The sequence below is a fragment of the Polaribacter glomeratus genome, assembly GCF_002954665.1.
In the GTDB taxonomy this organism is placed as follows: domain Bacteria; phylum Bacteroidota; class Bacteroidia; order Flavobacteriales; family Flavobacteriaceae; genus Polaribacter; species Polaribacter glomeratus.
In genome coordinates, this window is record NZ_MSCM01000001.1 from 2,187,106 (window position 1) to 2,200,503 (window position 13,398).

At 30.4% G+C, this 13,398-nt stretch carries 14 protein-coding genes; 4 read left to right on the forward strand and 10 right to left on the reverse strand.

All coding sequences use genetic code 11. The features are described from left to right. The first annotated feature begins 173 nt into the window (after nt 1-173). Nucleotides 174-2,081 (forward strand): putative porin, encoded by a 1,908-nt coding sequence (locus BTO16_RS09265; protein ID WP_245892051.1) that lies wholly within the window; start codon nt 174-176, stop codon nt 2,079-2,081. Nucleotides 2,082-2,188: 107 nt separating this feature from the next. Next, entirely contained in the window at nt 2,189-2,443 is a 255-nt protein-coding gene (locus BTO16_RS09270) for a hypothetical protein (protein WP_105021299.1), read from the forward strand. Here the strand turns inward: BTO16_RS09270 and BTO16_RS09275 are convergent. Further along, the gene (locus BTO16_RS09275; protein ID WP_105021300.1) at nt 2,394-2,846 is read right to left on the reverse strand and encodes a GNAT family N-acetyltransferase; all 453 of its coding nucleotides are present in this window, start codon (nt 2,844-2,846) and stop codon (nt 2,394-2,396) included. The two genes, BTO16_RS09270 and BTO16_RS09275, sit on opposite strands and share 50 nt — an antisense overlap. A gap of 1 nt (nt 2,847) precedes the next feature. Next, on the reverse strand, nt 2,848-4,317 hold the full coding sequence (gene nhaC / locus BTO16_RS09280; protein ID WP_105021301.1) for a Na+/H+ antiporter NhaC: 1,470 nt from the start codon (nt 4,315-4,317) through the stop codon (nt 2,848-2,850). A gap of 78 nt (nt 4,318-4,395) precedes the next feature. Between nhaC and BTO16_RS09285 the strand changes: the two genes are divergently transcribed. Further along, nucleotides 4,396-5,418 (forward strand): metal-dependent hydrolase, encoded by a 1,023-nt coding sequence (locus tag BTO16_RS09285; RefSeq protein WP_105021302.1) that lies wholly within the window; start codon nt 4,396-4,398, stop codon nt 5,416-5,418. A gap of 115 nt (nt 5,419-5,533) precedes the next feature. On the opposite strand, the gene BTO16_RS09290 is transcribed toward BTO16_RS09285, so the two are convergent. Together BTO16_RS09290 and BTO16_RS09295 are read right to left on the reverse strand one after the other, a co-directional pair. Continuing rightward, nucleotides 5,534-6,172: a MarC family protein gene (locus tag BTO16_RS09290; protein ID WP_105021303.1), complete on the reverse strand. Its 639-nt coding sequence runs from the start codon at nt 6,170-6,172 to the stop codon at nt 5,534-5,536. 6 nt (nt 6,173-6,178) lie between these two features. Further along, nucleotides 6,179-7,384: an aminotransferase class I/II-fold pyridoxal phosphate-dependent enzyme gene (locus tag BTO16_RS09295; protein WP_105021304.1), complete on the reverse strand. Its 1,206-nt coding sequence runs from the start codon at nt 7,382-7,384 to the stop codon at nt 6,179-6,181. Between the two features lie 158 nt (nt 7,385-7,542). Here BTO16_RS09295 and BTO16_RS09300 point away from each other — a divergent pair, with 158 nt between their 5' ends. Further along, entirely contained in the window at nt 7,543-8,001 is a 459-nt protein-coding gene (locus BTO16_RS09300; RefSeq protein WP_105021305.1) for an Lrp/AsnC family transcriptional regulator, read from the forward strand. 204 nt (nt 8,002-8,205) lie between these two features. On the opposite strand, the gene BTO16_RS09305 is transcribed toward BTO16_RS09300, so the two are convergent. From BTO16_RS09305 to BTO16_RS09330, 6 genes are all read right to left on the reverse strand, one after another. Beyond that, nucleotides 8,206-8,847, reverse strand: coding sequence for a YceI family protein (locus BTO16_RS09305; RefSeq protein WP_105021306.1), 642 nt, complete (start codon nt 8,845-8,847; stop codon nt 8,206-8,208). Nucleotides 8,848-8,926: 79 nt separating this feature from the next. Beyond that, a complete protein-coding gene (locus BTO16_RS09310; protein WP_105021307.1) occupies nt 8,927-9,640 on the reverse strand; it encodes a tRNA threonylcarbamoyladenosine dehydratase in 714 nt (237 codons plus the stop codon). Next, nucleotides 9,637-10,281 carry a TatD family hydrolase gene (locus BTO16_RS09315; RefSeq protein WP_105021308.1) on the reverse strand — a complete coding sequence of 215 codons (645 nt, stop codon included), beginning with the start codon at nt 10,279-10,281 and terminating at the stop codon, nt 9,637-9,639. The genes BTO16_RS09310 and BTO16_RS09315 overlap by 4 nt, the downstream gene beginning before the upstream one ends. A 6-nt stretch (nt 10,282-10,287) precedes the next feature. Continuing rightward, complete coding sequence (gene dtd / locus BTO16_RS09320; protein WP_105021309.1) at nt 10,288-10,743, reverse strand: D-aminoacyl-tRNA deacylase; 456 nt, start codon at nt 10,741-10,743, stop codon at nt 10,288-10,290. 3 nt (nt 10,744-10,746) lie between these two features. Further along, nucleotides 10,747-11,715 (reverse strand): ribosome small subunit-dependent GTPase A, encoded by a 969-nt coding sequence (rsgA, locus tag BTO16_RS09325; RefSeq protein ID WP_105021310.1) that lies wholly within the window; start codon nt 11,713-11,715, stop codon nt 10,747-10,749. A 581-nt stretch (nt 11,716-12,296) separates the two neighbouring features. Further along, entirely contained in the window at nt 12,297-13,379 is a 1,083-nt protein-coding gene (locus BTO16_RS09330; RefSeq protein ID WP_105021311.1) for a bifunctional 3-deoxy-7-phosphoheptulonate synthase/chorismate mutase type II, read from the reverse strand. Between the last annotated feature and the right edge of the window lie 19 nt (nt 13,380-13,398).

Sequence of the window (13,398 nt, forward strand, 5' to 3'; positions counted from 1 at the left end):
AGAATGCAGCCTAACTAGAGACTTTAAATAGATTTATAAGCAATTTTTAAATAAAGAGATTTCATCATAATTATTACCAATTATTTTCGTTTAATTATTTTACATTTGCCTTTGTATAATTTATGATGAACAAACCATTTCTTTTCTTTTTTTTATTCCTTTTTTTCAGTTTTATGAATACTTTTTCTCAAAGAAGTATTTCTGAAAGTGGATTTAATAATGTAAACGGAATAGAAAATGATTCCTTGATGCCCGGACGAACAACGGTTGAACTTTCTGGAAAAACAACATATACAGATTATAAAGTTTTTTCTCATAAAGGAGATACCACCTATATTGATACTACTTTGTCGATATTAAAAGAATACAAGTTTAATTATCTAAGAAAAGATAATTTTGATCTTTTAGAGTTTCATAATCAAGGACAAACTTTTAATAATTTAGGGTATAGTTTTGATCATTTAAAACAATTTCCAGACATTGGTTTTACTGCCAAACAGTTTAGTTATTTTGATATAGAAGACATCGATTATTACGAAGTGCCTACACCAACTACCGAAATTATGTACAGAACTGGTTTGCAACAAGGGCAGGTAGTAGACGCTCTTTTTACGTTAAATTTTTCTAAAAGATTAAACGTTTCTGCATCATACAAAGGTTTGCGTTCTTTGGGTGCTTATAGACGATCTTTAGTGAGTAATGGTAATTTTAGAGGTACTTTTAAATACACTACTAAAGAAAATCAATATGAAATAAAAGGTCATTTAGCCAATCAAGATTTTTATAATGAAGAAAGTGGCGGGTTAACAACCTCTGCTTTAGAAAATTTTATGTCTGATAACCCAGATTTTCAATCTCGTGAACGTTTAGATGTAAATTTAACAGATGCAGAAAATCAATTTGATAGTAACAGAACCTATTTAGAACATAGTTTTAAATTAATTTCTAGCAAAGACAGTGTTAATAATAAAGATTTTAGCAATTTAAAAGTTGGTCATATTTTTACCAACGAAAAAAAGAGTTATAATTTTACGCAAAAAACTGCCACTGATGCTATTTTTGGCCCTATAAATCCTACTGGCGCAACAGATAATAAGGCAACGAATAAAATTACAAGTAACGAAATAAACTTAGAATTTAACTCTAAATATGTTCTTGGAAAATTTAAAGCAAAAGCAAATTACGCAAGTTATTCTTACGGATATGACACTATTTTAAACACTACGAGTACAATTAAAAACTTAAAACTAGAAGGAAGTGCCGTTTCTTTTGGCGCAGATTGGAATGCTAAAATTAAAAACTTTCAATTAAATGCTGATGCTTCTATAACCCCAGGTTCTGGAAGATTGTCTGGTAATTACCTAAAAGGAGAAGCTGTTTATAAAAGTGATAGTCTTTTTACTGTAAAAGGAAGTTTGTTAATAAGTTCTAAATCATCAAATTTTAATACTTTATTACATCAAAGTAAATACGACGATTATAACTGGGAAAATGATTTTAGCAATGTAAACACAAGAGATTTAGGTTTTTCTTTGAGTTCTAGATGGATAAATGCGGCTTTAAATTTTACGAATATAGATAACTACACGTACTTTAATGAAAACAATGCGCCACAGCAATTTGAAGATCAAATTACGTATTTAAAACTTAAAGTAAATAGGGAATTCAAATTTTGGAAACTAGCGCTCGATAATACAATTATGTATCAAAACGTAAGCAGTGGAAGTTCGGTTTTTAGAGTTCCAGAACTTGTAACTAGAAACACTTTTTACTATGCAGATTATTGGTTTAAAGGAAAACCAATGTTGGTAAATATGGGCGTTACTTTTAAATATTTTACCAAGTATGCGGCAAATGCATATAACCCGCTATTAGCAGAATTTACGTTACAAAACAATCAACAAATTGGTTTTCCTACTTTTGATGTTTTCTTTAATGCACAAGTTCGTAGAACACGTATGTATATAAAAGTAGACAATGTAACTTCTAGTATTTCTAATAAAAATTACTTTTCTGCACCAAATTACCCTTACAGAGATTTTACAGTACGTTTTGGGTTGGTTTGGAATTGGTTTATATAGATTTAATCAAAAACCCATCTTAAATCTTAAACAAAAAAATAGCTCATTTTGGATAAACCACTGCAAAATTTAAGAGAATAATTTAATTCGATGAGATCGCAAAGAGTATGAAAAATCAACTTAAAAACAACTGGAAACTTTTCTTAATTGCAAGTTTAACATTAGGTTTAGCACCTTTTAATCCGCCTCATATTTTAGGGAAAATTCAATGGGTTTTAGGTGGAAATGCTTTTTCTGCAGAAAACGGAATGCAGTCACAAGATTGGTTTGATTTGCTGCTTCATGGCGCTCCTTGGGTTTTACTACTGATTTCTATACTGCTAAATCTTTTTGCAATAAAACTAAAAAACGACCGTCAATAACGCTCTCTTTTTTATCTATAATTTTAAAACCTTTGTACTCATAAAAAGGAACAGCATTTGGGTCTGCCAAGACAATAATTTGGGTACATCCAAGCTTTTTTACTTTTTCAAAAACATGTTGTATCAATTTATTTCCTATTCCTTTTCTTACTAAATTAGGTACAACAAATAAAAAGTCTAATTCAATAGATTGCTCTTTAGGCTGATTTAAAATATAAAATCCTACAATTTCATCTTCAAAAATGAACTTATAAACGATCATTTCTTCAATTATTTTTTTAGAAACTGTTAAGTCTTCTACCCATCTTTCTAATATTTCATCAGAATAACCCCAAAAGGATTTTGATTTTAATGCAATTTTTGTAAGTGTTTCTGCATCGGAAGTAGTGGCAATTTCAATCATGTTATTTTTTTACTAATTGTCTAATTTTTATATTAAAAGCAGCGAAAAGCAAGGTCATAAAAGGACTTAAATAATTAAATATTGCATACACAAAATAATCAGAAACAGAAACTCCTAAAACTCCAGATTGATAAGCACCACAAGTGTTCCAAGGAATTAAAACAGATGTTACTGTACCAGAATCTTCTAAGGTTCTACTTAAATTTTCTGGCGCTAAACCTCTATCTTGATATGCTTTTTTAAACATTTTACCAGGTATTACTAATGCCAAATATTGATCAGAAGCAATTGCGTTTAAACCCAAACAACTTACAACAGTACTTGCAAACAAACCAAAAACAGAGGTTGCCACAGATAATAGTTCTTTTGTAATTTTTGACAACGCACCAATTGCATCCATGATTCCCCCAAAAACCATCGCACAAACAATTAATAGGATCGTCCATAGCATTCCTGCAATTCCGCCTGATGAAAATAATTCGGTTAGTTTTTCATCATCCGTTTGTATTTTTACGTCCGTTAATATTGATTTACTTATTGCTCCAAAATTAGAATCAGAAATTCCGTTTAAAACATCACCCTGAAAAATAAATGCAAAAATAGCTGCCAAAAGCACACCAATACTTAAAGCTATTAAAGGTTTTGTTTTCATTACAATCATTGCAATAACAACTCCTGGAACTAGAAATAACCAAGGAGAAATATAAAACGTATTGTTTATAGAAGTTAGTAAACTACTAATATCGGTATTTCCATTTGTTTCAATGGTTCCGCTTAAAATAGCAAATACAATTAATGTTATAATAATTGTTGGCACCGTTGTGTATGCCATATATTTTATATGTGTAAATAAATCTGTACCTGCCATTGCGGGTGCTAAGTTTGTGGTGTCTGATAGTGGAGACATTTTATCGCCAAAATAAGCCCCAGAAATTACGGCTCCTGCAATCATTCCTGTTGGGATGCCTAATGCACTTCCAATTCCTACTAAAGCAATACCTACAGTTGCAGAAGTGGTCCAAGAACTACCCGTTGCAATAGATATAATTGCTGCTATTATTACAGATGCAGGCAAAAATATTGCCGGACTTAAAACTTGCAATCCATAATAAACCATTGCAGGGATGATGCCACTAACCAACCAAGTACCAGCTAAAGCGCCTACTAAAAACAAAATCATGATGGGTACAAAAACACTTTTCCAGTTTTCCCAAATTTCCGAAATCATTTTGTTTAGAGGTACTTTATTAAAAAAACCAACTGCAGCAGAAACCAAACCACCCATTAATAAAATATACTGGTTAGTATATGCTCCAAACCACTCTTGATCTTCCACAAAAAAGATGTTATACGCCAGTAAACTCATCAAAATAACAACAGGAATTAAAGATTCTAAAAGATTTAGTTCTTTATTTTCAATAATTTTCTGATCTTCAATCTTAATCTCTGATAAATTTTTATGGTCTTGCATCTATAAAATTTTGTTTTGTAATGTTACGATTTTACAATATGTTATGCAAATCAAATTTCTTCACTTATTTTTGCATTTATGGATTCATTAACTCAAATTGTTTTAGGTGCTGCTTGTGGTGAAGCTGTTCTTGGAAAAAAGATTGGAAATAGAGCACTTTTATTTGGCGCAATTGGTGGTACAATACCAGATTTTGATGTTTTTATCGGGCGCTTTTTATACAGCAATGAAATACAAGCGATGGCTTTTCATAGAGGTTTTATGCACTCGTTATTATTTGCTTTTTTAGGATGTTTTATTTTTGGATGGATAACTTATAAGCTTTACAATACAGGTAAAAGAGAAGAAACAACGACGTTAAAAAATTGGATTTTGCTGTTCTTTTGGGCTATTTTTACACATCCTCTTTTAGATTGTTTTACACCTTATGGCACACAACTATTTGCGCCATTTTCTAATTATAGAGTTGCTTTTAACAACATTTCTGTGGTTGACCCTTTTTACACACTTCCTTTTTTAGTGTGTATGATTATTTTGATGTTCCTTAACCGAAGCAACACCAAAAGAACTTGGTGGTTAAAAACAGGAATATACATAAGTTCTGCATACATGATTTTTACCGTCTTCAATAAACTATATATGGATGTTGTTTTTAAAAAATCCTTTGAAAAAGCAGGCATTAATTTTAATCGATTTTCTGCCCAACCAACAATATTTAATACTATTTTATGGTATGCAGTTGCAGAAACAGAAGAAAATTATCATTTAACTTTTTACTCTTTATTTGATAAAAAATCAATATCAGAAAAAATAATTACTATTAAAAAAAACCATGATTTAATTGATATGACAGATGCTAATTTGCAAACCTTACGTTGGTTTAGCAATGAATACTACAACGTCTCAAAGAAGGAAAAAATAGGCACTTATAAGTATGTAGATTTAAGATACCCAACGCTAAATCCGGAAGATCCTAATACGTCTATCTTTAACTTTACAATTTTTAATAAAGATAATGAATGGGATATTTTACCTTTTGACGGAACAAGACCAAGCAAAGAAGATTTTACGAAGTTTATAGAACGAATTAAAGGAATTTAGAGATTTTATCGTCTAAAACCTACTAAAAAAAACTTCTATTTAAAGGATGTTTATTTCAAAAAAAAAATCCAACTTTACTAAAAATATAAAGTTGGATTAAAAAATATTGGGGAATTTAAATACTTCTTAAAATGTCTAATAAGATTGGTTTTAATCCGGTAAAGAAAAATTCTACAGCAATAACCATTACAATTAAACCCATTAAACGCATCATTACGTTAATACCTGTTTGACCTAAAATTTTCATAATTTTAGACGAACTATACAGAATAAGGTAGGTTAATAAAATAACCACAAAAGCTGCAAAAATTAACACTACTTTTTTTTCGATAGAATCTGCATCTTCCATCATTACAATTGCATTTGTTAATGCTCCTGGACCACAAATCATTGGTATTGCTAAGGGTGTAACAGAAATATCATTTACATACGTTTTAATTTCTGATTCTTTTAATTTTACTTTTCCTAGTCTTGCCTGTAACATATCCATTCCCATTAAAAAGAAAATTACACCACCAACAACTCTAAAACTATTTACAGAAATTCCGAAAAAATTAAATAAAACCTGACCCGAAAACGCAAAAATAATAATTGTTATAAAACTAACAATCGATGCTTTTTTAGCTGTTTTTGTTCTATGACTTTGATCTAAATCGGCGGTCATCGTCATAAAAATTGGCATTGTTCCAAATGGATTTATCAACGTAAAAAAAGACGTAAAAGATAAAATTCCGAATGCAATAACTTCATTCATAAAAATCTATTTTTTTAAAACACCAACCTCAATCATGCATGCTTTCATAATTTGATACGTTCTTGCAATATCATTATCTAAACCAATAGAAAAACGAATTAATCCATCTGTAAGACCCATTTCTTTCTGCTCTTCTACCGGTATTTCTGATGATGTAGAACTTCCTGGAGCAGAGAATAATGTTTTGTAAAAACCTAAGCTCACTGCTAAATATCCTAAATTTTTGTGTTGCATTAATTCCATTAATTCATTCGCTTTTTCTAGAGAACCTGCATCAATAGTAAGCATTCCTCCAAAACCATATTCTGCATTCATCATGCTTTTAAAAAGTTGATGAGAAGGATGAGATTCTAAACCTGGATACACTGTTATTAAGCCATCTGCTTGAAACTTATCCGCTAAATAAGCAGCATTAAAACTGTGCTGTTTCATTCTGATGTGTAAAGTTCTCAAGTTTTTTAAGATAGATGAAGCTCTCAAGCTATCCATTGTAGAACCTAACAACATAGATGCGCCATCATTTACACTACGTAACTCATTGATGAAGTCTTGCGTGCCACAAACTACGCCTCCAACGGTATCCGAAGAACCATTTATAAATTTTGTTAAACTATGGCAAACAACGTCTGCTCCTAATTTTGCTGGTGAAATTGATAATGGAGAAAATGTATTATCAACCACTAATTTTAAGTTGTATTTTTTAGCTAAAGCCGATAAACCTTTAATGTCTGCAACCTCTAACAAGGGATTACTGACAGATTCGCAATATAATATTTTAGTATTTTTTGTAATAGCTGCTTCTACAACATCTAATTTTGTGATGTCTACGAATGTAGTTTTAATACCTAATCTTGGTGTAAAATTTTTCAAGAATGCATAGGTGCCTCCGTAAATAGTTCTACTAGAAACAATATGATCTCCTGTACCACATATTTGCAATAAAACAGGAGTAATTGCGCCCATTCCAGAAGCTGCAACATTTGCCGTTTCTGTGCCTTCCATAGCGGCTAAAGCTTTTCCTAAATATAAGTTACTTGGTGTTGAATGACGTGAGTATAAATAACAGCCATCTGCATTCCCTTCAAAAGTATCAAACATTGTTTTTGCTGATAAAAAGGTATAGGTTGATGAATCTGAAATTGAAGGGTTTACGCCTCCAAATTCACCAAAATATTGTAAGTCTTGAATATTATCTGCTGGGTTAAAGCTCATAAGTAGTAGTTTTAAATTTATAACAAATCAACAACTAAATAGAATTTATATCAACCTAATAGAAGATATATAGATTATTTTCCTAAATTTGACATATATACTAGTTTTAAAAACTAACAACAATTCATTAAAAATCATTTTTTAGATAATTTTTAAGTATGCAATTAGATTCTACCGACAAAAACCTCATCAATTTACTGCAAAATGATAGTAAACAAACTACTAAAAAACTGTCTTTACAACTAAATTTATCTGTAACTGCTGTTTATGAGCGTATTAAAAAATTAGAAAATCAAAAAGTGATTGCTAAATACGTGGCTATTATCAATAAAAATAAAATTGAAAAATCTTTTTTAGTTTTTTGTCATTTAAAACTCATTCAACATTCTAGAGAATATGTAACCACTTTTGAGCGTGAAATTATAAAACTTGAGGAAGTTTCTGAATGCTTCCACGTAAGTGGTGATTTTGATTATATTTTAAAAATCTATGTAAAAGACATGGAAGAATATAGAAATTTTATGGTTTCTAAATTAACTGCCATTAAATATATTGGCAGTACACATAGTATTTTTGCCATAGAGCAAGTAAAAAACACAACTGCAATTAATTTGTAAATAAAAAAACCCAAAACAAAAGTTTTGGGTTTAAATAAAAAGTTAATGCTAAATAATAGTTTTTTAACTACTTATTTAAATGTGATCCATCACAATTACCATTTGCATCTTGTGTATTTCCACATCCGCAAGGTCTATCAGCTTTATTAGATTTCATGTTTTTATAATTTTAAATTAGTAAACTTTTATTTTCTTTTAGGATACTTACGCCTTTGTTTTAACAACAAAAGACATTTCCATAATATCATCAATAAATTTATCTTTTAAGTTGTCAAAGAAAGATTTTGAACCATATCTTACATTAAAATCTGTTCTGTTAATGTTAAAAGTGTCACTTTTAAAAGTAGTTACACCTGCTTTTGTAGAAATTGTAGCTGGTATTGTAATACTTTTTGTAACATCTTTAATTTTTAAATTTCCTGTAACTGCTAATTTTCCGTCTTCATTTTCTTCTACATTTGTAATTACAAATTTTGAAGTAGGGAATTTAGCCACATCAAAAAAGTCTTCTGACTTTAAATGACCTTCAATTTTGCCCGCTCCATCAGTTCCTTTCATATCAACATTTGCAATTGTGCTCATATTAATAATAAATTCTCCTTCAACTAACTCATTCTTTTCAATAACTAAACTTCCGCTTTTTAAAGAAACCACTCCGTCATGAGAACCTAAAGGTTTTGTTCCTTTCCAGTTTAAAACAGATGTTGCTATATCAACGTTATACTTTTCTGCTGCAATAGCTTCAAATTCTACAACTTCATTTACTGCTAATTTTTCTTTTTTCTCAGTCTTACATGCAGTTAAAACGGATGCAACTAATACTAACGATAGGATTATTTTTTTCATTTTTTATTAAATTTAGATTAATATCTTATTATTTACAGTGCAAATGTACGTTTATTTTATTTCCCTTGGAAAATAAATTTTACTTTTTTATAATTTCATTAATTACAAAAGCTGCTGCTTGCAAACCAAAAGCAGCAGGCATATAGCTAATTGTGCCATAAAATGATTTCTTAAAATTTTTGCCATCAGTCATTTTTAGACTTTCTGCTATTTGAAATTCTTCTGAATACACCGCTTTTACACCCTTATCTACATTACGTTCTTTTAATCTTTTGCGAACAGTTCTGGCCATTGTGCAATTTTTAGTTTGCGAAATATCTTTAATCTTAATTTTGGTTGCATCTAATTTACCTCCTGCGCCCATCGAAGAAATTATTTTTACTTTTTTTCTTCGAGCTGCCACTATTAAATTAATTTTTGGCGTAATGCTATCGATACAATCCAATACATAGTCAAATTCTTCGGATACAATTTCATACGCCCTTTCAGGGGATAAAAATTCTTCTAAAACCGTTAACTCAATTGCTGAATTAATATCTTTTAACCTACTTGCTAAAACTTGTGCTTTCGATTTACCTATTGTGGAATCGAGTGCCGTTAATTGTCTGTTTTTATTCGTGATATCAAAAACATCGCCGTCTACAAGTGTTATTTTATTTACACCTGCTCTAGCAATAAATTCGGCAGCAAAAGAACCTACACCGCCCAAACCAACAATTAAAATATTAGCATTTGTTAGTTTTTCTAATCCTTCTTTTTGAACTAATAATTCTGTGCGTTCTAACCAACTCATTGTATAAATATTCTTTTAAAATTCTGATGAATTGCAGCCTGCAAATCTTTTAAACTACTATTTTTTATTTCTGATGCTTTCTGATAAATTTCTTGAATCTCAATATCTGAAGCATCTGTTTCTAATAAAAGTGATGAAATTGGCAATTCTAAAAACACTTCTTGTAATTTTTTATTTTTTATAATTGCCGAACCAAAAGAAAGAATTATTCCGTTTTTAAGGAAGCTTTCTGCAAGTTGTTTGTTTTTATTGAATCCGTGTAAAATCCAAACTTGCGTGGGTTTTACTTCTTTTTTGATTTCAATAATTTCTTGATATGCTTTTACACAATGAATAATTAGTGGCTTTTTATATTTTTCTGAGATTTGAATTTGTTTTTTAAAGACTTCTCTTTGAAGTTCAAAATCAACAGCAATTAATTTATCTAAACCACATTCTCCCAATGCAAAACAATTTTTACCCTGAAGTTTATTTTCTACAAATACTAATTCTTCTTCAATTTTATCAATAGTAAGATACCAAGGATGAATTCCGATTGAAAAAGGTTGCGTAAAATCTAATGAATTCGGATACGTATTTAGGATTGAAAACACATTTTTATCCAAAGAAAAACTATGCGTATGAACATCAAAAAAATCCATAAAAAATCACTCTTTATTCTTAGAATCGATAATAATTGTAACCGGTCCGTCATTTATGAGCGCTACTTTCATATCTGCGCCAAATTGCCCCGTTTGTACTTTTTTGCTTACTTCTTTTTCTAAAGTTTGTACAAAATTTTCATACAAAGGAATGGCAATAACCGACTTTGCAGCTTTTATATAACTCGGTCTGTTTCCTTTTTTGGTGGATGCTTGCAACGTAAACTGACTCACTACAATAACTTCGCCATCAATATCTAACAGTGAGGTATTCATCACTTCATTTTCATCATTAAAAATGCGAAGATTTGCAACTTTTCTTACTAAGAAATCAATATCATCTTGTGTATCATCGTCCACAATTCCTAAAAGAATCAACAATCCTTTTTTGATAGACGCTACTTCTTCTAGTTCATTAATGGTAACACTGGCTTCAGAAACTCTTTGAATTACTATTTTCATTCCTTATTCAAAATCTTCTTCTCCGTCCCAAATATCTGTTCTATAATGTTCAGATTCTTCTTCTCCGTTTAAAATTTGAAGATAACTTTTATATCTAGACCAAGAGATTTCGTCTTTTTCTAACGCATCTTTTACAGCACAATGTGGTTCTTTTGTATGGATACAATTATTGAATTTACAATCTTGTTTTAAAGCAAAAAACTCTGGAAAATAATCTCCTAATTCGTATTTATCGATGTCTACAATTCCGAATCCTTTAATTCCCGGTGTGTCAATAATTCTTGCATCAAAACTTAAATCAAACATTTCTGCAAATGTTGTAGTGTGTTGACCTTGTTTGTGTTGTTCAGAAATTTGTTTGGTTTTTAAGTTTAAGGTTGGTTCAATTGCATTTACTAAAGTTGATTTCCCTACTCCAGAATGACCAACAAACATAGATGTTTTACCAGTCATTAATTCTTTAATGGTGTCTACGTTTTTATTTTCTGTTGATGAAACTTCCACACAAGTATACCCAATCTTTTCGTAAATATCTTTTAAGTATAAAACGGCTGCTCTTTGCTCAAGTTCATACGAATCTATTTTATTAAAAACCAAAATAGTTTCAATTCGGTAGGCTCTTGTAGAAACTAAAAAGCGATCAATAAAAGCAGGAAATGTTGGTGGATTGTCAATAGTAATTAGTAAAAAAACCTGGTCTATATTAGATGCAATAATGTGTATTTGTTTAGACAGGTTTACAGATTTTCTGACGATGAAATTATCTCTGTCTAAAATCTTTTTAATTACACCTGTTTCTTCGTCTCCCTTTTTTTCTAAATCGAACACAACTTTATCACCAACCGCAATGGGATTAGTGCTTCTGATGCCTTCAATTCTGAATTTACCTTTCATTCTACATTTATGAAACTCACCATCTTTCGATTTAACGTGATACCAACTTCCTGTAGATTTGTATACAATTCCTGTCATTGCTACAAAGATGCTGAATTAAAATTGATTTATGAAAAAATGCTTTAAAATTGGGACAAATTATTGCATTAAAAAATAACTTCTCGATACAAAATTTCTGAAAAATAAATTTCACTCGAAGTGATAATCTAAAAAAAACGCATAGAAATGAGCCATTATTTTTTTTTACCACATCGAAACATCAAAAACATCGTTTTTGGATGATAATTAAACCTCAAAGGTTTTGAGTAAAATATCCTTCAAATTTTTAAAACCGAAGGGATTTGGATGTTCGAATACTAATTTTAAAAAATTATCTAATTAAAGTTAGCGATTCGCGTTAAGGATTGAGTGGCCTGTTTGAGCTCTTTTTATGCTTTACTCGATTCAATATCTTTTGTAATCAATAAATTGCTTTTGAATATTTACAGACGCTGGAATAAATTCAGCATAAAAAAGCGAGTAACGAAAGCCTGACCAAGCTTTTTTGCTTGGGAACGCCCAAAAAAAATACCTTCAAATTTTAAAAACTTGAAGGTATTTTATATAAATATTTATAACAGATACTGAAACAAGTTCAGCATACTAATCTTACCAGATTATTATCCGTTAATCACTTTTTCTTGATGATTGATAGATTCTTGGTGAATTGCTTTAAACATTTTTAAAACAAATTCTTCACTTAAACCTTTACTTTCACCTTCTAAAATCATGTTTCCAAGAATTTCATTCCAACGTTTAGACTGCAAAACAGCTACGTTTTTCTCTTTCTTTAAAGCACCAATTTTATCAGAAACTTTCATACGTTTTCCTAACAAATCCATCAATTGATTATCTGCTACATTAATTTGAGCACGTAAATTATCTAAAGAACTTTGGTATTCTGCTTCTGTATTCGTCTCTTTTCTAATTTTTAAATCCTCCATAATCTGCTTCAATTTTGTAGGCGTAACTTGCTGTGCAGCATCACTCCAAGCATTTTCTGGATCGAAATGAGTTTCAATCATTAAACCATCAAAATTTAAATCTAAAGCCGTTTGAGAAACATCAAAAATCATTTCTCTGTTTCCTGTAATATGCGATGGATCACAAATTAATGGTAAATCTGGAAATCTATTTTGAAACTCAATCGCTAACTGCCATTCTGGAATATTTCTATATTTTGTTTTTTCGTAGGTAGAAAATCCTCTATGAATTGCGCCAAGATTTTTGATTCCTGCCGTATATAATCTTTCGATACCGCCTAACCACAAAGCTAAATCTGGATTTACCGGATTTTTAACCAACACAATTTTGTCTGTACCTTGCAACGCATCTGCAATTTCTTGCATAATAAAAGGCGAAACTGTAGAACGTGCGCCAATCCACAATAGATCTACGTCATTATCGATTGCTAGTTTTACATGTGCTGCATTTGCAACTTCTGTACAGGTTTTCATGCCTGTTTCTGCTTTTACTTTTTTCAACCATCGCAAACCAATTTCTCCAACACCTTCAAACATTCCTGGTCTTGTTCTTGGTTTCCAAATTCCTGCTCTAAAATAATTTACATCAGAATCTTTTAATTCGTGTGCAATTTTTAAAACCTGCTCTTCGGTTTCTGCACTACAAGGCCCTGCTATTACTAGAGGATGCTCTAATTTCATGTCATCCAACCATGTTCTTAATTCTTTTGTATTCTTCATTTTTCTATTGATTGTGGTA

What these genes read in the sequence shown, in the direction of transcription:
- rsgA (WP_105021310.1), bottom strand. Translation starts at nt 11,715, where the DNA reads ATGACAGGAATTGTATACAAATCTACAGGAAGTTGGTATCACGTTAAA.
- BTO16_RS09310 (WP_105021307.1), bottom strand. Translation starts at nt 9,640, where the DNA reads ATGAGTTGGTTAGAACGCACAGAATTATTAGTTCAAAAAGAAGGATTA.
- BTO16_RS09300 (WP_105021305.1), top strand. Translation starts at nt 7,543, where the DNA reads ATGCAATTAGATTCTACCGACAAAAACCTCATCAATTTACTGCAAAAT.
- BTO16_RS09305 (WP_105021306.1), bottom strand. Translation starts at nt 8,847, where the DNA reads ATGAAAAAAATAATCCTATCGTTAGTATTAGTTGCATCCGTTTTAACT.
- BTO16_RS09270 (WP_105021299.1), top strand. Translation starts at nt 2,189, where the DNA reads ATGAAAAATCAACTTAAAAACAACTGGAAACTTTTCTTAATTGCAAGT.
- dtd (WP_105021309.1), bottom strand. Translation starts at nt 10,743, where the DNA reads ATGAAAATAGTAATTCAAAGAGTTTCTGAAGCCAGTGTTACCATTAAT.
- BTO16_RS09275 (WP_105021300.1), bottom strand. Translation starts at nt 2,846, where the DNA reads ATGATTGAAATTGCCACTACTTCCGATGCAGAAACACTTACAAAAATT.
- BTO16_RS09330 (WP_105021311.1), bottom strand. Translation starts at nt 13,379, where the DNA reads ATGAAGAATACAAAAGAATTAAGAACATGGTTGGATGACATGAAATTA.
- BTO16_RS09295 (WP_105021304.1), bottom strand. Translation starts at nt 7,384, where the DNA reads ATGAGCTTTAACCCAGCAGATAATATTCAAGACTTACAATATTTTGGT.
- BTO16_RS09315 (WP_105021308.1), bottom strand. Translation starts at nt 10,281, where the DNA reads ATGGATTTTTTTGATGTTCATACGCATAGTTTTTCTTTGGATAAAAAT.
- BTO16_RS09265 (WP_245892051.1), top strand. Translation starts at nt 174, where the DNA reads ATGAATACTTTTTCTCAAAGAAGTATTTCTGAAAGTGGATTTAATAAT.
- BTO16_RS09290 (WP_105021303.1), bottom strand. Translation starts at nt 6,172, where the DNA reads ATGAATGAAGTTATTGCATTCGGAATTTTATCTTTTACGTCTTTTTTT.
- BTO16_RS09285 (WP_105021302.1), top strand. Translation starts at nt 4,396, where the DNA reads ATGGATTCATTAACTCAAATTGTTTTAGGTGCTGCTTGTGGTGAAGCT.
- nhaC (WP_105021301.1), bottom strand. Translation starts at nt 4,317, where the DNA reads ATGCAAGACCATAAAAATTTATCAGAGATTAAGATTGAAGATCAGAAA.